The sequence below is a fragment of the Paenibacillus sp. 2KB_22 genome (assembly GCF_052115745.1).
Taxonomy (GTDB): domain Bacteria; phylum Bacillota; class Bacilli; order Paenibacillales; family Paenibacillaceae; genus Paenibacillus.
In genome coordinates, this window is sequence record NZ_JBFRHG010000002.1 from 849,599 (window position 1) to 869,962 (window position 20,364).

The window sequence follows — 20,364 nt, forward strand, 5'->3', positions numbered from 1 at the left end:
AGATTTTTTCGATTCCCTTTTTCTCAAGGGAAAATCCGAGGATAGCGTATGCTTCCGATGTAGCTTTCTTTCAGAAAGCTTTTAGGCGCCCGCTACGCTTTTTCAGATTTTTTCTGTCCTCCGTTGTCGTGTAAATTATTATTTCAATATATATAGTTGTTATTCTAATGTTTCTCTGGCTTATTATAGACAATTGGTAGTACATGTTCAATTCGGGGCCTGCTCTATCTTGTGCCATTATGCCTTCTTATTACCCATTTTATGCAAAAAAGATGACTTCGGGATTAACCCGAAATCATCTTGCTCGATCCAAACGTATTCATCTATTCTTCCACGACACCAAGAGCTTTATTTTTCTCCTTAAAGCGACTGTTATGGGAAGAAACATAAGCCACTTTTTCCGCTTCAGGGTCCATGTAAAGCTTCGCACTGTTCACCGCAAGGGCAGCATCAGTGAAGGTACCCGCAATCAGATAGAGTTTGCTACCATAATCTACAAAATCACCTGCGGCAAAAACACCAGGAATATTGGTTTGCAATCTCTCCGTTGTGGTGACGTGCCATTCGCCAAGATCAAGTCCCCAATCCCGAATTGGACCAAAGTCACTCTTCATGCCATGGTTCACAATGACAGCATCTACTTCAAGCAGTTCAGTTTCGCCTGTGTCCACATGTGAGATGGTCACCTGTTCAATCACATCACCACTCATACTATGCAAGGTCTCTACGGCGTATGGTGTACGGACATCGACAGAGGATTCTCTCATGCGCAGTACATTACGTTCCAGCCCGCCAAAGCGGTCACGACGATGCACAACCGTAACTTGCTCCGCCAGTGCTTCCAATTCATTCGCCCAGTCCACAGCAGAGTCGCCTCCACCCGAGATCAGCACGCGTTTACCGCGGAATGGCTCCAGTTCTTGCACGGTATAGTGCAGATTACTAACCTCATAACGGTCTGCACCTTCAAGCTCCAGCTTGGCCATTTTATATATACCATATCCGATTGCCATAATAACGGTACGTGTCCAGTGTTGTTCACCCGTTGCAGAAGTTAACAGAATTGTGCCATCAGGTTGACGTTCAAATCCTTCGATTTGTTGTTCAAATACAAGGGTTGGCTCGAAAGTTCGTGCCTGTTCTTCCAATTGTTTGATCAGATCTTCACACAGAATTGGCGTCACACCCCCGACATCCCAGATCATTTTCTCCGGATAAAATAACATGCGACCACCCAATCTGTCACGTGCCTCAATTAACTTGGTCTTCATGTCCCGCATGCCGCTATAAAAGGCAGAGTACATGCCCGCAGGGCCACCGCCGATAATGGTTACATCATAGAGTTCCAACTGCTGATTCATATTAAAAATACCTCCGTTAATTCGATCCAGAACATCGAGTATTTGATATCGATTCTCATTATCACTTAAATCCTAGTGTAATGGTAATCTTATCAAAATACAATGGCTAAAAAACAAACATTTCTTGTACAAAACATTTTCGAACTACTCTGCACTTTACTATTCTTTACTAATTCGCTCTTGGAGCCGCCAACAGCTTTTCCACGACAAAATCAAGTTGTTTATTGACTGAATAGATATCTGAATAATAGAAGAAATCAAAATCAATCTCAATTAGGCGACCTTCTTTCACAGCCGGTATGCTACTCCATATTGGATCATTCGTAAGGTTATCTGCCCCTTCATACACCGAACGAAACACGTAATCCCCTATATATTCAGGCAGTACTTCCATGGATAGATTGGAGCCTCCCGCTTCCGATACTACATCAATTTTTTTTTGTACTACTTCAGGTGCTTTCATCCCCAAGTATTCATATAGCGCCTGAGATCCTCTGCCATATTGCTTGCTCTCTACAACAACCATACCTTTCAAGCCGCCCTCCACAATGGATACCGTTTTGTCCAATATGCCTGCATCTGCAAGAGTCTTCTTACTCTCTTCGACTTTGTTGTTGAGATTGGTGATTAACGTCTCGGCTTCCTGTTCTTTGCCAAAAATACTCGCTATACTCTGGAGTCTTTCTTCTGTTGTCATTTTCTCGTACGGAATATATACCGTAGGTGCGATATCCTTTAACAACGTATATGTCTCTTCGGAAGGAACAATGATTAGATCCGGGTCAAGATCAATGACAGCTTCAGGATTCGGTTCGAACCAGGTGCCTAGTGAATTAACACCTTCAAGCTCACTCTTGTAGGCAGCCCCGTTGAATACTTCAGATGTAGCTATGGGCTTAATTCCAAGCGCAACGACGTCTCCCTGGAGATATAATACAACAACCCGTTTAGGATTCGCTGGAACAACCACATCACCCTTAACCGTTGAGACCGTTCGTGTTTCATTGTCTTTGTTCGCTTGGCTTCCTGTGTCTGATGACACTGCCGTACTGCTGTTATTGGAACTGGCACCCGTGCCTTCGCCAGCTATTGGTGTTGTTGCTGTACCTGAAGAGCAGGCTGCGAGCAGCATCGTGATGCTCAATAATGCAACCATAATCATACTGGAACTTGTTTTTCTTCTTTTCATCCGTGTAGACCCTCCGTCTATATATTGATAATGATTCTCATAATCAATATATCCCGACTTCCACTTCCGGCCAATGGACGATTCAGAGATATGCAATGGACAATCGTCTGTTCGCCCCTCTTCTCTCATCTTCCGTTGATATAATATCGGAGAGATTCCCACATGTTTTTTGAAGATGCGACTAAAATAATACACATCCGAATAACCCACTTCTACTGCAATTTCACTCAGTGTTGCATCAGATTGTACAAGCAGATGACGAGCCTTGGCGATTCTAGTCTGAATTAAATAATCAATAGGGCTGTAACCCGTTTTTCGTTTGAATTGCATGGATAAATGACGAGAGCTGTAATTGAATTGTTCAGCCAGAGAATCAAGCGTGACCTGTTCCCTGTAATGGGTCTGTATGTAACGAAGGGTTTGTTTCACCGGGTCAGCAAGCTCTGTTTTGATCTCTTGCTCTGTTAGCTGAACCATCATTTCATGAATGAATTGGTAAAATAAACTTTTCGTATGAAGCAGATCCAGACTGCCGGACTGTGCCCATGCATCCTCAAGCTCATCCAGGTAACGTAACAGTCCAAGCGGACTATTTGGCGTAAATCCATATTGCAAAGAAAACGGGGCAACCTCAGGCTGTGCCAATAACCACTTTTTGCGATAACCAGGAAAGGCAAGGAATGCTCTGTAATAGAGCAGAATATATTCCAAATCTTCGTTGGTTTGGATATCCAGTGAAGATCCTTTTGCCCCATGAAGCATGTGAAATCGCTCTGCCTTGTATGTTTGTCCATCCAACTGAAGCACAGCCGATCCTCGAATCGTATATATATAACCATTTGCCGGAAGTGTATAGGAACTCAGTTGTTCCCCTGCCCCCATAACGATCCGGCGTATATCCAGAACCTTAACAGCGGCAAGATTCCAGCATTTCATCTGTTCATCTAATTGCATTGAATACTCTCCAATCCCAGCCTCATCTGGACCAAAGACCTTACAAGGTCATCGTTCTGCCACACGTCCAATAACATATACATAGCCGAGGTTCACTAATATACCTCCATTATAAATGATAATAATTTTCATTATCAACTGAAATCTAGAGTGGAATTGGATTTCATCTCATCCAACACTTGTTACGTTTATTTTAGTTCAGAGATCTTCGTAAACCACGCGGCCAATTCCTCTGTTTGATCCAATGTTGCAATCGGGTCAAAGTACCATGAACGATCCTTGCTCCAGATAAACACTCGATCATTCTTAACCGCATCCAGTGAACTCCAGACTGGTTTCAATTTCAACTCTTCCAGGGTCAGATTATCTGCTGTTAGAATAATGTAATCTCCGGCAAACTCAGGAATCGCTTCCGATGATACTTCAACAAGTTGATCTTTCATTAAGATCTCTTTTTTATCTGCAGGAGGATTCAAACCAAGCGCGTTGTAGACTGCCTGACCTCCCCGACCAAAATTATCACCAAAGGCCAACGGTGCTTTATCATAGAACTGCATGACCGACACCTCAGCTGCTGGATCAATCGCCTCACTGACATGCTTCTTGGCATCTGCGATTCTTGCGTCATAATCGGCTAACCAAGCCTCGGATTCTTTTTCTTTATTCAGCACTTCTCCAAAGTAAGCGATCTCTTCGTGGGTGTTTTTCAATTCGCCATAAGGAACAACCAGAGTAGGTGCAATTTTGCTAAAGGAATCAAACAAATCAGGATTACCTGTCACAATCAAATCCGGTTCAAGTTCCAACACCTTCTCGAGAGAAATGGTTTCATATTCACCAATATTTTGCACACCCTCAAGTGATTCGATAAAATAAGGATTCTTCAGATTCATCTCCGGTGTACCCACAGGCTTGAAACCCAGAGCAATCAGGCTTCCCAGGTACAAGTCAACGACAATCCGTTTAGGTTCAGCGGGGATTGTAATATCTCCTTTAACTGTTGAGATTGTACGTGGTTCCGATGTTTTGCTTTGATTCTCCGCTGGTACTGTCTTCGTGGAACTTGACGTACGATTGCTGCCGGATGCATCCCCGCTCGAATTACTGGCAGCACCTGTAGTGCAGGCACTTAGCAGTAACGTAAGACTTAGTAGAATACTCAGCAGCATTCCCGTTCTTGTCTGTCTGTTCATATTTATTGACCCTCCATGCTTATATTGATAATGATTATCACCATCAGTATAAACATACCTTCCACTTCCACCTCTGAAAATGTCATTTCGCGCCATGTCTGATGTCAGATCAGGCCAATATAGGGGTGCTGAGCTTTTTTCTTTGAATTGCAAAGGAGAAAGACCTGTATGTTTCTTGAACATACGTCCCAAATAATATCCATCCGGATAACCGATGCCGGCTGCAATCTCCTCCAACGTGGCGTCCGTTTGCAGCAACATCTCCTTGGCTTTGAACAACCGAAACTGAATCAGATAATCGATGGGACTGGTTCCCGTCGACTGCTTGAACTTGCGTGACAAACTTCTTGGGCTGGTGCCGATCATGTCTGCCAAAACATGAAGCGTAAGTGGCTGGGTATAGGAAGACTCTACAATTTCAATGACTTTGCTGACCTGATCCATAATACTTGGATAGCGATTGGACACAAGAGGAACCTGTGACGATATCTGCTCCACAAATGCATAGAACAAACTCTTGACCTGAAAGTGCTGAATGGGGTTCTTTTGATCCCACAAAAAGTGCATCTGTTTCAATTGCTCATATAGAATGGTTGGCATATCGGGGGTAAAGCCATAGTTCAATTGGAACGGATTGATACGCTCCATTAACCTTCCCAGATCGTTTCTCCCTCCACGAGGCAGGTTTGCTTTGTACATCAAGTAATATAAGCGCAATCCGGATTCGCCTGCTTGAATCACCAACTTACTCCCTTTTCCCCCATGGAGAATATAAAAGCGACTCACTTCATACGTTTGTTTTTCAATCGTTACGCCAGCATCACCCTGAATGGTGAGTACAAAGGTACTTGTTGGAAATTTGTAATTCATCTCTTCATAGGCCTCTAATTCCATGTAACGTATATCTGCTATACTCACCGCAGCATAGTTCCAGAGGATATAATAATCGTTCCACATTTTGCTAACCCAACTCCGTCTGCATGTATTATTTCTAGACTTCCACCCACTTATTGATAACCATTATCAATTATTATGATGAAGTACACAATACAACCGATGTAAATGAAACCATCCTGACGACAAAAAAAAGCTATTCAAATCCTTCTCTTAACAACCGATATATGTAAATAGAACCATGATTAAGAGTAGAAGGAGTACAGAGGATATGAATTCAATCTCATCTGCAACCAAAAGCAGTTTCACTCCCGGGAATCAAGTCTCCAATCGGGATAAAGAAATCCAGGGACTCATGCAGCAGAAGATCCGGCTCAATGAAGAAATGCAAGGGGTAAAAACCAATGACGAGTTGGATACCAAAACCAAAGCTCAGCGGATTAAATCCTTAACGAGCTCCATTTCCCAGATCGATAGCCAGATCGCTAAAATTAAATCAGAGGAATTGCAGGAAAAGAACAAATTAAGACAGCCCGAAAAAACTCAACAGCAACCACCCAAACCTTCCGAAGAGACACAAGCCCCTTCACTGGATCATCTAATTAAGCATAGTCAGACTTATGATCAATTGGGTAAGCTGGTCGGTTTGCGTGATCGCATGCAGGGCTCCATTCAGACCACTGAAGGAGAGACCCGCTTCGACCGACTCGTTCTGGAGATTAATCCTCCGGGAAACGCTCTCGATCTGGGCAAATCCATGATGTTGGAAAATTCAGAGCGCACCGTCTTTCAGGCAAAACGAGAGGTTGTTCAAGACATCAATTCTCAGCTTAGCAAGGTCAATCAAAAGATTGGGGATCTAGTGAAAGAGATCCATCAGCCCACACCTAAAGAAACAACACAACCACCTGTCTCTGCAACATCTGGAGAAGAAGATCAGGAAGTAAGTGAAGGAAAGAAAACGGAAAGTAAGGAGCCATCAGATGGGGGCGCCACGAATCAGGAATCCGGAAACGGCCCGCAAACTCCGGCTTCCGCCTCTCAGGCTACGTCATATCCATCCGTCGATATTCGAATCTGAGTACTTTTGCTCAAACATACTTATATGTATACATATTGAGGTTGAGGTGTTTTCTTTTCACAACACAGTTCTCAACTCGCATGATAGAAAAACCACTATTACAGGTGACTATCTCCTGATAAGTAGTGGTTTTTCTGCATTTCTGCATTTTACTGTTTTGGGTATAAAGGCGAACGCTCCACTTCTTAAGGTTCATTCTCTCCTCTACGTTTCTCGTATAGTTGTATATTTCCATTTATATCGTATGTGTACTTTTTATTTCTAACATGGATTGCTGGCGGTATCATTTGCACAGATGATGCTGCCGGCAATCGCTTTACAACCTTTTTTGATGCGTGTGGCCTCATCAATGATCTGATCTATATTTTCATATTTTTGCTTGCTATTGGTCACAACGGCGATCGATACCGACACGAGAGGGATGGGTCGATTCAGCCCGGAGCGTCCTTCCCCCAGAACATATTGGTGATGCCAATCATGTTCGTTGTAGAACGTCTTTTTCATTTTCTCAAAACCCGAGATGACTTCCTCACTAATGTGCTTGTAGTCATGGTGATTGAGAATCGCAATAAAATCATCACCACCGATATGTCCAAGAAAAGCTTCAGGAAGAACAAAAAGCTTGCGAAGCAAATTAGCTGTCGCCTGAATAAGCTGATCCCCCATTTTGAAGCCGTAGCTATCATTGTAGGATTTGAATTGATCGAGATCAACGTACAATACGCTAAAATGGTCCATCTGAAGAGCCTGAGATAGCCTTTCATCTATGATATGGTTACCTGGAAGGCCAGTCAGGGGGTTCATAAAAATCGCCATTTCAGCCCGTACATCAGCAACAGCAAGCAGCAAACGGCGAATACTCACAGCTCCAAAGAAACTTTCCCCTGAGGTGACCAGCACAAGGTCATATATTTCCCCTTCATCTCGGTCCATGGCGAGAACACTGACATCCGTAATCTGTTCCGAATAATCCACGACCAGTGCCTGCGTGTTCATCACTAGTTCTACAGGACGTCCCATATACAGGTTGTAGCCATACTGGGTGCCAATCTGCTGAAAGAATTGAGGGCGCATCATCAATGACACCCCCTTCTCCCCCATAACAGCTATACCTTCCAGACTGGGATTGGACTTGAAAAGATGATAGACGATATCACATTTTGTATCAAATTGTACTACAGGAATTGGTTCAGCAATCTCGCCTATTTGCGTAAACATACGATTCTACTCCTCTGTTCGTAGCATCTAATCCGAACTTTCCAAAATATATATGTAGGTCTTTGTCAATGGTCACATCGTACCACTTTCTACTTGAAAAAGCGTTAACTGAAGGTAAAAGTTTATGAAATATTTCCTTTTACTAAATCTAACTAAATCGCATTACTCTAATGCTCAATCTAAAATGTTGGAAATAATTCGTACACAGATCAATTTCATCCTCTTGATTCATATAGTCGTAAAGCAAAAACACCGTCATTTACTGGATGTACTAAATCCAATAAATGACGGTATTCGTTAGCATACATCCCAGCGGTTTATCGCCAAGATATGTGCTAATTCAGGTTGTTTATCGCCAAATTCATCTGGCTGGAAACTATTCTGAATACAAGTTTTGTAGCGGATCACTACTCCTGACCCTTTCAGCTCACCTTATGCTCAATTCTCAGCTTGTCAGCAACCATCGCGATGAACTCGCTATTTGTTGGTTTCGACTTGCTGATGTTGATCGTGTAGCCAAACAGGTGGCTGATGCTGTCGATGTTACCACGCGTCCATGCCACTTCAATCGCATGACGGATGGCACGTTCGACGCGGGACGGCGTGGTTTTGAATTTTTCGGCAATGGCCGGATACAATGTTTTGGTGATAGCTCCCAAAATTTCGATATTGTTATACACCATCGTAATGGCTTCGCGCAAATATTGATATCCCTTAATATGCGCAGGTACACCGATTTCATGTATGATGGACGTAATGCTAGCATCCAGATTTTTGTGTTTGCCCATTGGCACGACATTGGATTTCATGAACATGGATGATCCGCTGCTTGTGGACATCGCCGTCTGTGTTCCCACCAGTTGACGCACACGATTCGCAAGCACTTCCATGTCAAACGGCTTGAGAATGTAATAGGAAGCTCCGAGTTGCACGGCACGCTGTGTGATATTCTCTTGTCCGAATGCCGTAAGCATAATGACTTTAGGCTGTGGAGACAGGTTCAGGTCGCGCAAGCGCTCAAGCACACCCAGACCGTCCAGATGAGGCATGATAATATCCAGAATCAATACATCCGGCACATCCCGAGTTTGCTCCAGCAATTGCAATACTTCTTCTCCATTGTATGCAATACCGGTTACTTCCATATCTTCCTGCTCAGATATATATTCGGCAAGCAAATTCGTAAATTCACGATTATCATCGGCCAGCAATACCTCAATTTTTTGCAAAACGGTATCCTCCTTTAAATTAAACATCGTTTCGTACATTTCCTTACAGGTTAAATTTTCGACACAGCAAGTTAAATTCCTCCTGTCGAAAATTATTTTTCTTTATTTTTTTTTCTCAATCCTATATAATAAATAATTTATTTCATTATCCGATATATTATGTTTCCTTTCGACAAAAAAGAACCTCAGGGCTTTTTATCCAGCCTTGAGGTTCTTCGTGTTTTCCTTTTTCATCATAACGCCAGCATCTTGTAACATCCATTCGATGAAGCAACCATAACCCGATTTAGGATCATTGACGAATACATGAGTAACTGCACCGATCAACTTACCATTTTGTACGATGGGGCTGCCACTCATACCTTGAACGATGCCTCCGGTCTTATCCAGCAGTTTCGGGTCCGTGATGCGAAGTACTAGACCTTTCGTTGCTGGCTCCGTTTGATCTGCCACATGGACAATGTCAATGGAGAAGCGTTCAACTTGTTGACCGTCAACCACGGTAAGTATTTCGGCCGGTCCTTCTTTGACTTCATGTGAGAAAGCGACGGGAATTCCTTTTGAATACAAACTGTGCTCAGGATTTCCGGACATTTTACCAAAGATACCAAAAGCCGTATTGCGTTCAATATTGCCCAAAATTTTGCTTTCCTTGAGGAAATGAGCACGTTTTTCACCCGGATCACCGGTCTCACTTTTCGAAATGGACGTCACATTGGACTGAACGATCTGACCACTACCCACAACAATAGATGTTTGTGTATTCATATCTGTAATGACATGGCCCAGTGCGCCGTATACGCCCTGATCGGGAGCATAGAAGGTAAGTGTGCCAACGCCGGCTGCAGAATCACGAATGTATAAACCAAGCCTCCACGCTTGATCCTCGGAGTCATAAGCCGGAGTCAATCGAGTCTTGACCGTTTCCTTACCACGCTTCAACACAACATCAATACCTTTTTTACTTTTGCCTGCAAGTTCAACGGCTTCAGAGACACCTGCCACGCCATCCAGGCGTTTACCATCCATATGCGTGATCAGATCTCCGAGCTTAATGCCTGCGTTTTCTCCTGGCGATACACGCTCATCCTGCCCAGAATGGACTAGATGATGGCCAACCACCAGAATGCCCGCCGATTTAACTTTGACGCCAATCGTTTGACCCCCGGGTACAACACGCAAATCCGGTATCACATTCACATGGACTGTTTTGACCGGAATTTTACCCCACAACTTCAACGTTAATTTGGCATGTCCCGTCTGTTGAGGGTTAAGATGCAAAGGTTGTTGACTCGTAACATGCATCGCTGCCTGATCATCCAAGCCAACAATATCAGGACGATCTACAACGGCGCTTGAAGCAGCAGGTACAGCGAGCCGGACATCTGCTTGCCTGCCAGCAAACACCTGCAATTCATCCGGCAGTGAAGCATAACTTTGCACAGGCTGAATGGCCTGGCTAATCACACAAAGAAAGAAGGCAAATAAAAGACCTAGCAATTTCTTCCTGAGGGGGGAATTCAATGGCTGTCACACTCCCTTTGCTTCTTTCGCTTGACGAAAGGTGGTCGCCAATTGCGTACCTTTAAGATAACCTTGCCCCCAGGCTTTTATTACTGTCAATCATTACGCCAGCCGTTCGTTTCACCCTTTTTTGGCTTCCGCCAAATTCAGCATTTCCTGTGCGTGATGCAGTGTTTTTTCTGTAATTTCCACGCCGCCCAACATACGTGCCAATTCCTTCACTCTGCCTTCGTCTGACAGCGATTCCACTTGCGTCATCGTCCGTCCATCGTAGACATGTTTCTCAATGAGATACTGATGATCTGCCATACAAGCCACTTGTGGCAAGTGAGTTATTGAGAAAACCTGACAAGTCGAAGACAGGCGGAACAATTTTTCAGCGATGGATTGTGCCGCTCTACCGCTAACACCTGTATCAACCTCATCAAAAATTAACACAGGTATCCGGTCATGCCGTGCAAAGATACTCTTCATCGCCAGCATCATTCTCGACAACTCACCACCTGAAGCAATCTTGCCAAGTGGTCTTAATGGCTCACCCGGGTTCGGTGAGATCAGGAATTCTGCATTGTCCGCACCCTGACGATTCAGACGAATACGGCGTCCATTCCATTCTATGCCCTTCGGATCTTCAAATGGGGTAATCTGAACACGCAGTGTGGTCCGCTCCATCTGCAGATCTTTGAGCTCACTTTCCACCTGTGCAGCAAGTTCCTCGGCGCATTGTTTGCGAACCTTGCTGAGTTCTTCAGCAGACTCCATCACAAGGTTAAGCATTTTGTCACGTTCAGCTCGCAATTTCTCCAGCCGTTCGTCCTTGTTCTCCAGTTGGTCGGTTTCATGGCTAATCTGATCATAATAACTCAGAATAAGTTCAACACTGTCCCCGTATTTCCGTCTGAGGCCAGAAATCAGATTCAGCCTTTGCTCCACTTCTTCCAGTCTCGCCGGATTAAATTCAATCTTCTCCCGATAATCCCTTAACTGGAATGTCGCATCTTCCAATTGATAAAATGCGGATTGCAGCTGCTCCACAATGGGTTGTAGTCCTTTGCTGTCATATCCAGAAATGTCTTCAATTCTTGAAAGAGCAATGCTCACAGCTTCAAGCCCGCGTTGACCACTGAGCAGATCATATGCACCAGCAACACTGTCCATCATTTTCTCACTATGGGATAGTTTGACCCGTTCTTCCCCGAGTAATTCATCCTCGCCACGTGTAAGGCTTGCTGCTGCGATCTCCTCAAGCTGAAAGCGATACATGTCCAAGAGTTGATATGCCCGCTGACTCGACTCCTGAAGCGCACGCAGTTCTTTTTCCGCCGTGATAAACTTGCTGTAGCGCTCTTGGTACTTTGCTTTGACAGGTCCGATTACTTCCGAGCCATAGGTATCGAGAAGCCCCAGATGGCTCTCTGCACGCAGCAAACTCTGATGTTCATGTTGACCATGGATATTAATTAATTTCTCGCCTACTTCACGTAGCATGGTCAGATTGACCAATTGCCCATTAATGCGGGACGTACTTTTCCCCTGAGTATTCAACTCACGCCGAATAACCAAATGCTCTTCAGGCTCACAATGGATACCAAGCTTCTCTAACGTCTGCCAGACAGGATGACTTGGTTCCATCTCAAAGAGGGCTTCCATCTCTGCCTTTTCACATCCGTACCGGATCAGATCAGCTGAACTTCGTCCACCTGCAATTAAGCCAAGAGCATCTATAATAATCGACTTCCCTGCACCCGTTTCCCCTGAAAGTACATGGAATCCCGGATGAAATACAACGTCCACTTCTTCCACCACAGCCAGATTGCGAATCGATAACGTAACTAACATCTGCAAAAACACCTCCGGATGACTAACTCAGATATTATGTTTTTGAAACATTGATTCAAGAGGTTGTTCAAAAAGTCCGCTTTTGATTACGAAGGATGCCCGGTGGAATCATCAGCATCGAAGTTGGAATTCAGCCGAAATAAGTGGAATGCTTACGAAGGTTGTTTCCTTCGGAAACATTGCAGTTGCTCACGTAGTTTCCCTACGCTCCGCTACTCCATTTCTAGCTTCATCACATCTTCTCGGTACTGAAAATCAATCTTTTTGAACACGCACTTTAAGCAATGTAACCCATGATGCGTTCAATAACGGTCACACTGTTACCCTCAGTCCGGCAGATAATAAGAATGGTGTCATCTCCACAGATTGTGCCCATGACTTCATTCCACTCAATATTATCAAGCAAAGCTGCAATGGAGTTGGCTGTTCCTGGCAGACATTTCATCACAACCAGATTGTTCGTGTGATCAATGTGCAAGAAATTATCAACGAGTGCACGCTTCAACTTTTGAATCGGATTATATCGTTGATCTGTCGGCAAAGAATATTTATACCGTCCGTCATCCATCGGAATCTTGATTAACAGCAGTTCCTTGATATCCCGGGATACCGTCGCCTGAGTCACCTGAAAACCTGATTTGCGCAGTGCTTCAACCAGATCATCCTGGGTCTCAATTTCATTTTGACTAATAATTTCACGAATCTTGATGTGCCTTTGTCCTTTCATACATGCCTCCAGTTAAATGTATTGCAATAAAGCAGCAATTGTAAATCCGCCGCAGACTTTGCCCTGCAATGTTCATTCTTTTATATTAGTCAAGATCATCCCCATCATAAACATCTTCCTGATAGTCCATGAGCCTGATTAACTTAATATCGGAATCCTCCAAATCAACATACAGCAATCCTTCACAGCCAGGATATAACAACAGATAATTGAGGAAGCGATCCCTTAGCGCAGGGCCGGTCATTTCAAGTGGCTGTCTGCGACGTGATGTTTTCACCAGGTATCTGAGATCCTCACGTTCTGCAACATAATCAATAAATAATCTGCTGTAATAAACGGATTCATTGGCCTCAAAAGCCAGAGGGACTTTCATTTTGCCACCGATGACTTCGTAACCCTGTGCTTCAAGCAAATCCAAGGCAGGGGAATCCTGAATCTTCACGTTCAGTTGCATTCCAGACAAGCTTACCGGCATCGGTCGGTTCACCCAATTACGCAAGCCGAAGAACAGCCACAAGATCAAACAGACAGCAAGTACACCTATAACGATTGTGTCATATTGACCATCCATTATCGCTCACCTCGAAGACATATTCGAGGTTCATTCACGATTTCCCTTTACACCAATCATCTTTCCAGCGAAAAGAAACCCATCTTATGATGAGTTTCCCGTAAATGTATGAGCTGCTTCCTTGGCAACTTGCTCCGCAAGTGCATCAAGTGAAGCTGGATCGTTCTCTGGTTGTGATGCCTCTGGTTCTTCCAGACGCCAATGTGCGAGAAATTCTATATTACCTTCTCCACCGGTTATCGGGGAAAAAGTTAAACTCTGCAGATGCAAACCAAGTTGACTGGCAAAATGAAGCATCGTCTGCAAAACATCCTTGTGAACCTTCGTATCACGTACCACACCGGACTTGCCTACTTTTTCACGCCCTGCCTCAAATTGAGGTTTAATCAATGCAACGATATCTGCAGGTTGTTTCAAAAGAGCCAGAAGCGGCGGTAATATGATTCGCAGTGAAATGAAAGACACATCAATGCTCGCAAAGTTCGGCACTGGTCCCGTCAGATCTTCAGGCGTCACATAGCGAAAGTTGGTTCGTTCCATAACAGTAACCCGCTCATCATTACGCAAAGACCAGTCAAGCTGATTATAACCCACATCAATAGCGTAAACGTGAGACGCACCATGCTGTAGTGCACAATCCGTAAATCCACCAGTGGAGGAACCAATGTCGAGCATGACAAGTCCATTCATATCAAGGCCGAAATGACGGATCGCTTTTTCGAGCTTCAATCCGCCTCTGCCGACGTAGGGATGTACCGAGCCTTTAACTTTCAGCTCGGCTTCCCTTGGAATTTTCATGCCCGCCTTTTCGATCGGCTCATTATTGGCGTACACCAGTCCAGCCATGATTGCAGCTTTTGCCTTCTCACGACTTTCATAATAGCCCTGCTCAACCAGCAGAACATCAATTCGTTCTTTCGGGAGTGACATGTATATCTCCTATCATGTAGATTTACGAAGGAAAACGTGTTTTGGGTATGCCGTAAGATGATTGAACAGCCATCTTGCGTAGCTCAGCACATACATTCTCAACGGTAAGACCCACTTCCTCACGTTGTTCCTTAATACTGCCATGCTCAATGAAGCGATCCGGAATCCCCATTAATTGTACATGAACATCATGCAATCCCTGTTCGGCATAAAACTCCAGTACTGCACTACCCATGCTACCTGCTTGGGATGCTTCTTCAAGTACAATCAATTTGGTTCCTCGAACAGCCAGATCACGCAGCATCTGCTCGTCAAGAGGTTTGAGGAAGCGAGCGTTGATTACGCCTGCTGTGATACCTTCCCGCTTCACCAACTCCGCTGCTTCTTCAGCGAGTTGTACCATCGATCCTGAAGCGATGACAGCATATCCCTCCGATGGACGCAGTTGCTCCCATGATCCGATTGGAATCGGAACAAGTACATCATCCAGAGGTACACCGACCACATTGTTTCGCGGATAACGGTAAGCAATTGGACCTTCATTATAATCAAGCGCCGTTTTCATCATATGGCGCAATTCATTTTCGTCTTTTGGCATCATCAGAACGATATTTGGAATATGGCGCATAAATGCCACATCGTATACACCTTGATGTGTTTCCCCGTCCGGTCCAACAAACCCGGCACGGTCAATGGCAAACATCACGTTGGCGTTATGTCGGCAAATATCATGCACAATCTGATCATATGCACGTTGCATGAATGTGGAATACACCGCGAAGACCGGTTTCAAGCCTTCCATAGCAAGTGCAGCACACATGGTGGCCGCATGCTGTTCTGCTATCCCTACGTCAATCATGCGATCAGGAAATTCCTTGCTAAAAGGAATGAGACCTGATCCCGTAGGCATTGCAGGTGTTACCGCTACAATCCGCTTATCCTGCTTCGCAAGATCAATCAACGTTTGACCGAACACTTCCGTGTACATCGGTTTTCCGACTGCTTTCAGCACTTGCCCGGATTCAATTTTGTACGGAGAAATTCCGTGCCACTTGTGCGAATCGGCTTCCGCTGGCTGATAGCCTTTGCCTTTGGTTGTAAGTACATGGACCATGACTGGACCATCCACATTATCCGCCTGTTTGAATGTTTCAATCAATTTGGGAATATCGTGCCCATCAATCGGGCCCAAATATGTGAAGCCCAGTTCTTCAAAAAGAACACCTGGTACCATCATATATTTGACACTGTCTTTGATCCAGCTTGCCGATTTGGCCAAACGATCTCCAATAGCAGGAATTTTTTTAAGCATCCCCTCGACATCATCTTTCGCTTTCAGATAATGACGATCCGAACGAATTTTGCTCAAATATTTATGCATGGCCCCAACGTTTGGAGCAATGGACATTTCATTATCATTCAGAATAACCATCAGTTTTCTCTGCTCATGACCGATATGATTGAGAGCCTCAAAAGCCATACCACCTGTAAGCGCTCCATCACCAATCATCGCGATAACTTGGTTGTCCTCACCCTTCAGATCACGTGCAAGAGCCATCCCCATCGCAGCGGACAATGAAGTACTGCTGTGTCCAGCTTCCCATACATCATGTTCACTTTCGTTGCGTTTGACAAACCCGCATAGGCCGTTATGTTGACGCAATGTATCAAAGCGGTCCATACGTCCTGTCAGAACTTTGTGCACATAAGCCTGATGCCCTACATCAAAAATCATTTTGTCTGCCGGACTGTTATAGCAGTAATGCAGGGCTACCGTGAGCTCAACCACGCCTAAGTTAGGTGCGAGATGCCCCCCTGTAACGGACAGTTTCTCAATCAGAAACTGCCGGATCTCTGCCGACAAAAGGGCAAGATCATCCTGAGACATCGACTTTAGATCACTGGGTTGTTTAATTTGTGGAAGCAGCACGAGAATCTCCCCGCTTTCCTAGATTGTTTAGTTTATTGTTGTAAATCGATATATACATTATGAATCAAATGACATTAAATCATTATAACATAAAAGAATAAGAATCATAATTTCCTGCACTATACTCCCGATAACGAGCATTCTCGCCAGCAAGTTATTTAGAATCCTTCTCCATATGTATTCCCGCATCCACTCGGGACAGACTTTTTTCATCCACTCAGAAAAAGGACATTACATTTATTACACGGTTATACAGGTTTTGAAACAGCGCGCTCTGTCAGAATCTAATGGTCTCGACTCATCAGATAATCTGCAATCTCTAGCAATCTGGATGAATCAGGTAACTCGGCTCTTTCAAGTGCGTCTTTTGCAGATTGAGTAAGGGATTTCACTTCGTCTACAGAAGCCTCCATACCAATAAAATAAGGGTACGTTACCTTCTGCTGATTCACATCGCTTTGTGTTTTCTTGCCCATCTTCTGCTCGTCGCCCGTCAGGTCGAGAATATCATCCTGAATCTGGAACGCCAGGCCGAGATCACGGCCAAACACACGCAAGGCTTCCAATTGTCCTTCCGTCGCTCCACCAATTCGTGCTCCGGCAATGAGGGCAAAAACAATCAGGTCACCCGTTTTGTGCAAATGAATATATTGAAGCTGTGCAAGATCAGTCATGCCTTGTTCGCCTTCCATATCCGCAACTTGGCCGCCAACCATGCCTCTTGCTCCAGCGAGTTCGGACATGTCCTCCACGATGGACAGCAACGCATCTGCTGCCACACCACTACGGCGTCCAGCTTGAACAATGCTATAAAAAGCATGAGTTAGCAGTGCATCGCCTGCCAATATGGCTGTTGCTTCACCATAAACCTTATGATTCGTTAATTTTCCCCTGCGGTAATCATCATTATCCATAGCGGGCAGGTCGTCGTGGATCAGCGAATAGGTATGAACCATCTCCACGGCGCAGGCTACCGGCATTGCAGCTGTACGCTGTGCACCGAAGGCTTCCGCCGCAGCAACGACCAGAAGAGGACGAAGGCGCTTGCCTCCGGCCATAAGTGAATACTGCATCGCATCTGCCAGCGACTGGGGTACATCCCAGTGGTCGGGAAGCGTCTGTTTCAACGCTTCTGTCACCTCAGCTGTGACCTCTTCGAGATATGCTTGAAACGAAGGACGATTACTCATGGACTTCACCGCTCTCATCGTCAGCAGTTCCGAAAGGCTTCTTGCGAAGCTCTCCATCTTCTTCTACGATCATCTCGATCTTACGTTCCACTTGTTCCAGCTTCAGACCGCAAAGTTGCGATAGTTTCATTCCGCGCTGAAACAGATCGATGGCCTGTTCCAACGGAACATCACCATGTTCAAGCTGACCTACGATATCTTCCAATGCCGCCATTGCTTCTTCAAAATTCAATTCCGGTTCATTCGCCATGGGTATTGTCGTCCTCCTTCATTCCCCAAACCTGACAGTCCAGCTGTCCGTCTGTTAATTTAATCTTAATCGAATCTCCAGGTTGTACATCCTTTGTCGACTTGATCAATCGCTGTTCCTGCTCGTCATAGACAAGGCTGTATCCTCGTGACATGACTTTAAGCGGGCTAAGCGCATCCAGATGCCGCACAGATGATTTCCACTGTTGCTGCTTCGATCTGGTTATGGATCTGATCGCAAGTTCCAGTTGTCTGCGTGCTGCCGCATTCTCACGGCGTGCTGCATTGACCTGGTCACGAGGATTGAATCGTTGCAGTGCCGCCCGAAGACGCTCCTGTTTCTCTCCCGTCCATTTCATACGCGTATCCACTGTTCTCAATAGCCGTTGATGGATCATATCCAGTCGTTCCGTGTGCTGCATCAAGGTACGTCTTGGATGAACAAGCACCGGCGAACGCTGTAACCTCGCGAGCCGTTCACGATTATGTACAGCACGCTGACGCAAGCTGTGTTGTAACTGGCGCTGACGTTGTGCAATCTGATCGAGCAGCTCAGCTCGATTAGGTACTGCCAGCTCCGCAGCAGCTGTTGGCGTCGCCGCACGCAAATCAGCCGAAAAATCGGCAATCGTAAAGTCCGTTTCGTGCCCAACTGCAGAAATAACAGGTATATCCGAAGCGACTATCGCTCTTGCCACAATCTCCTCGTTAAAAGCCCACAATTCCTCCAGGGAACCGCCTCCGCGTCCAACGATGAGTACGTCGGCTTCTCCCATCCGGTTCAAGTTGCCAATCGCCTTAACAATGGAAGGCGCAGCACCTTTGCCTTGGACCAGCACAGGATATAAAACCACTTTAGCAGATGGATATCTGCGCTGGAGTGTAATCATGATGTCCCGTACCGCTGCTCCCGTCGGTGAAGTTATAACACCAATAGTCTGTGGATAACGCGGGATCTCTCTTTTGCGCGAAGGTGAAAATAACCCTTCATCCTCCAGCTTTTTCTTCAGCTGTTCGTAAGCGAGATATAGACTTCCGATCCCGTCCGGCTGCATATGAGTAGCGTAGAATTGATACTGCCCATCCCGTTCATACACCGAGACATTACCACGGGCAATAACCCTTGCACCCTCCTTCGGTACAAAGGGTAATCGCTGGTTATGGGACGCAAACATAATCGACTTAATCCGGCTGTCCTTGTCCTTCAATGTAAAATACATATGGCCGCTGGAGTGATGTGTGAAATTGGATATCTCCCCGCGTAGCCAAACGTCCGACAGGACCTGATCCGATTCCAGTTTCATTCGAATGTATCGGTTCAGGTCTTTGATGGAGTAAATCTTTTGATCTGCCACAGACAGAGCCCTAGGCCAATCCGTGAGCGCGTTTGGCTGCGATCAGTGTATTTTGCATCAGCATTGTGATTGTCATTGGACCTACACCACCAGGAACCGGTGTAATTGGACCAGATACTGCCTTCACGCTCTCAAAGTCAACATCTCCTGCCAGTTTGCCGTTCTCCAAACGGTTCATGCCGACATCGATAACCACAGCACCCGGTTTGACAAAATCAGCATCCACAAAGTTTGCACGACCGATAGCTACCACCAAAATATCAGCCTGACGCGTGATTTCTTTCATGTTTGCTGTACGGGAGTGACACATGGTTACCGTTGCATTCTCGCGTTGGAGCAACAGTGATACCGGTTTGCCAACGATGTTGCTTCTTCCGATAACCACCGCATGTTTACCGGACAATTCGAGTCCAGTACGTTTGATCAGTTCAATGACACCTGCTGGTGTACATGGAAGCAGACTATCGTCTCCAATGACGAGATTACCAACATTGACTGGATGGAATCCATCTACGTCTTTATCCACGGCAATCGCATCAATGACTGCTTTCTCTTCGATATGTTTTGGCAGTGGGAGTTGAACCAAGATACCATTAATGGATTGCTGATTGTTCAGCTTGTCCACCAGGGCAAGCAGGTCTTCTTGAGACGTATTTGCATCCAAACGATGCACTTCGGAGTAGAAGCCGAGGTCGTGACATGCTTTTTCTTTATTACGCACATATACTTGGGATGCCGGATCTTCCCCGACGAGCACAACAGCCAGACCAGGTACTACCCCCTGTTCGCTAAGCTGTTTTACTTCTGTTGTCATGCTTGCGCGGATCTCTTGGGATACTTCTTTACCGTTAATAATAGATGCTGTCATTGTACTCTCTCCCTTATATGAATATAAATTTAGAGGTTGTTCAAAAAAACCGCTTTTGATTA

16 protein-coding genes are annotated in these 20,364 nt (G+C 45.2%); 1 reads left to right on the forward strand and 15 read right to left on the reverse strand.

Annotated elements, in window-relative coordinates; translation table 11 throughout:
* Positions 1 to 323: 323 nt before the first annotated feature.
* From AB4111_RS14780 to AB4111_RS14790, 3 genes are all read right to left on the reverse strand, one after another.
* Positions 324 to 1,361, reverse strand: a complete 1,038-nt coding sequence (locus tag AB4111_RS14780; RefSeq protein ID WP_017687612.1) for an NAD(P)/FAD-dependent oxidoreductase — start codon at positions 1,359 to 1,361, stop codon at positions 324 to 326.
* Positions 1,362 to 1,530: 169 nt separating this feature from the next.
* Positions 1,531 to 3,504, reverse strand: coding sequence for an AraC family transcriptional regulator (locus tag AB4111_RS14785; protein WP_442032181.1), 1,974 nt, complete (start codon positions 3,502 to 3,504; stop codon positions 1,531 to 1,533).
* Positions 3,505 to 3,692: 188 nt separating this feature from the next.
* The gene (locus AB4111_RS14790) at positions 3,693 to 5,654 is read right to left on the reverse strand and encodes an ABC transporter substrate-binding protein (protein ID WP_442032182.1); all 1,962 of its coding nucleotides are present in this window, start codon (positions 5,652 to 5,654) and stop codon (positions 3,693 to 3,695) included.
* A 208-nt stretch (positions 5,655 to 5,862) separates the two neighbouring features.
* Here AB4111_RS14790 and AB4111_RS14795 point away from each other — a divergent pair, with 208 nt between their 5' ends.
* Positions 5,863 to 6,672, forward strand: coding sequence for a hypothetical protein (locus AB4111_RS14795; protein ID WP_442032183.1), 810 nt, complete (start codon positions 5,863 to 5,865; stop codon positions 6,670 to 6,672).
* A 261-nt stretch (positions 6,673 to 6,933) separates the two neighbouring features.
* Here AB4111_RS14795 and AB4111_RS14800 read toward each other — a convergent pair whose 3' ends face one another.
* From AB4111_RS14800 to folD, 12 genes are all read right to left on the reverse strand, one after another.
* Positions 6,934 to 7,890 carry a GGDEF domain-containing protein gene (locus AB4111_RS14800; protein WP_442032184.1) on the reverse strand — a complete coding sequence of 319 codons (957 nt, stop codon included), beginning with the start codon at positions 7,888 to 7,890 and terminating at the stop codon, positions 6,934 to 6,936.
* Between the two features lie 422 nt (positions 7,891 to 8,312).
* Positions 8,313 to 9,119 carry a sporulation transcription factor Spo0A gene (spo0A, locus tag AB4111_RS14805; RefSeq protein WP_253438786.1) on the reverse strand — a complete coding sequence of 269 codons (807 nt, stop codon included), beginning with the start codon at positions 9,117 to 9,119 and terminating at the stop codon, positions 8,313 to 8,315.
* Between the two features lie 195 nt (positions 9,120 to 9,314).
* A complete protein-coding gene (gene spoIVB, locus AB4111_RS14810; RefSeq protein ID WP_253438790.1) occupies positions 9,315 to 10,643 on the reverse strand; it encodes a SpoIVB peptidase in 1,329 nt (442 codons plus the stop codon).
* 120 nt (positions 10,644 to 10,763) lie between these two features.
* Complete coding sequence (gene recN / locus AB4111_RS14815; protein WP_253438793.1) at positions 10,764 to 12,482, reverse strand: DNA repair protein RecN; 1,719 nt, start codon at positions 12,480 to 12,482, stop codon at positions 10,764 to 10,766.
* 277 nt (positions 12,483 to 12,759) lie between these two features.
* Positions 12,760 to 13,209 carry a transcriptional regulator AhrC/ArgR gene (gene ahrC, locus AB4111_RS14820; RefSeq protein WP_017687604.1) on the reverse strand — a complete coding sequence of 150 codons (450 nt, stop codon included), beginning with the start codon at positions 13,207 to 13,209 and terminating at the stop codon, positions 12,760 to 12,762.
* Between the two features lie 85 nt (positions 13,210 to 13,294).
* Positions 13,295 to 13,780 (reverse strand): hypothetical protein, encoded by a 486-nt coding sequence (locus tag AB4111_RS14825; RefSeq protein ID WP_442032185.1) that lies wholly within the window; start codon positions 13,778 to 13,780, stop codon positions 13,295 to 13,297.
* Between the two features lie 84 nt (positions 13,781 to 13,864).
* Positions 13,865 to 14,710, reverse strand: a complete 846-nt coding sequence (locus AB4111_RS14830) for a TlyA family RNA methyltransferase (RefSeq protein ID WP_442032186.1) — start codon at positions 14,708 to 14,710, stop codon at positions 13,865 to 13,867.
* Between the two features lie 22 nt (positions 14,711 to 14,732).
* Positions 14,733 to 16,640, reverse strand: a complete 1,908-nt coding sequence (gene dxs, locus AB4111_RS14835) for a 1-deoxy-D-xylulose-5-phosphate synthase (protein ID WP_442032187.1) — start codon at positions 16,638 to 16,640, stop codon at positions 14,733 to 14,735.
* Between the two features lie 284 nt (positions 16,641 to 16,924).
* Positions 16,925 to 17,830 (reverse strand): polyprenyl synthetase family protein, encoded by a 906-nt coding sequence (locus tag AB4111_RS14840; RefSeq protein WP_442032188.1) that lies wholly within the window; start codon positions 17,828 to 17,830, stop codon positions 16,925 to 16,927.
* Positions 17,823 to 18,080 (reverse strand): exodeoxyribonuclease VII small subunit, encoded by a 258-nt coding sequence (xseB, locus tag AB4111_RS14845; protein ID WP_017687599.1) that lies wholly within the window; start codon positions 18,078 to 18,080, stop codon positions 17,823 to 17,825. Before xseB ends, AB4111_RS14840 begins: the two co-directional genes overlap by 8 nt.
* Positions 18,070 to 19,434, reverse strand: a complete 1,365-nt coding sequence (xseA, locus tag AB4111_RS14850; protein WP_442032189.1) for an exodeoxyribonuclease VII large subunit — start codon at positions 19,432 to 19,434, stop codon at positions 18,070 to 18,072. The genes xseB and xseA overlap by 11 nt, the downstream gene beginning before the upstream one ends.
* A gap of 10 nt (positions 19,435 to 19,444) precedes the next feature.
* Positions 19,445 to 20,302 carry a bifunctional methylenetetrahydrofolate dehydrogenase/methenyltetrahydrofolate cyclohydrolase FolD gene (folD, locus tag AB4111_RS14855; RefSeq protein ID WP_442032190.1) on the reverse strand — a complete coding sequence of 286 codons (858 nt, stop codon included), beginning with the start codon at positions 20,300 to 20,302 and terminating at the stop codon, positions 19,445 to 19,447.
* Positions 20,303 to 20,364: the final 62 nt, after the last annotated feature.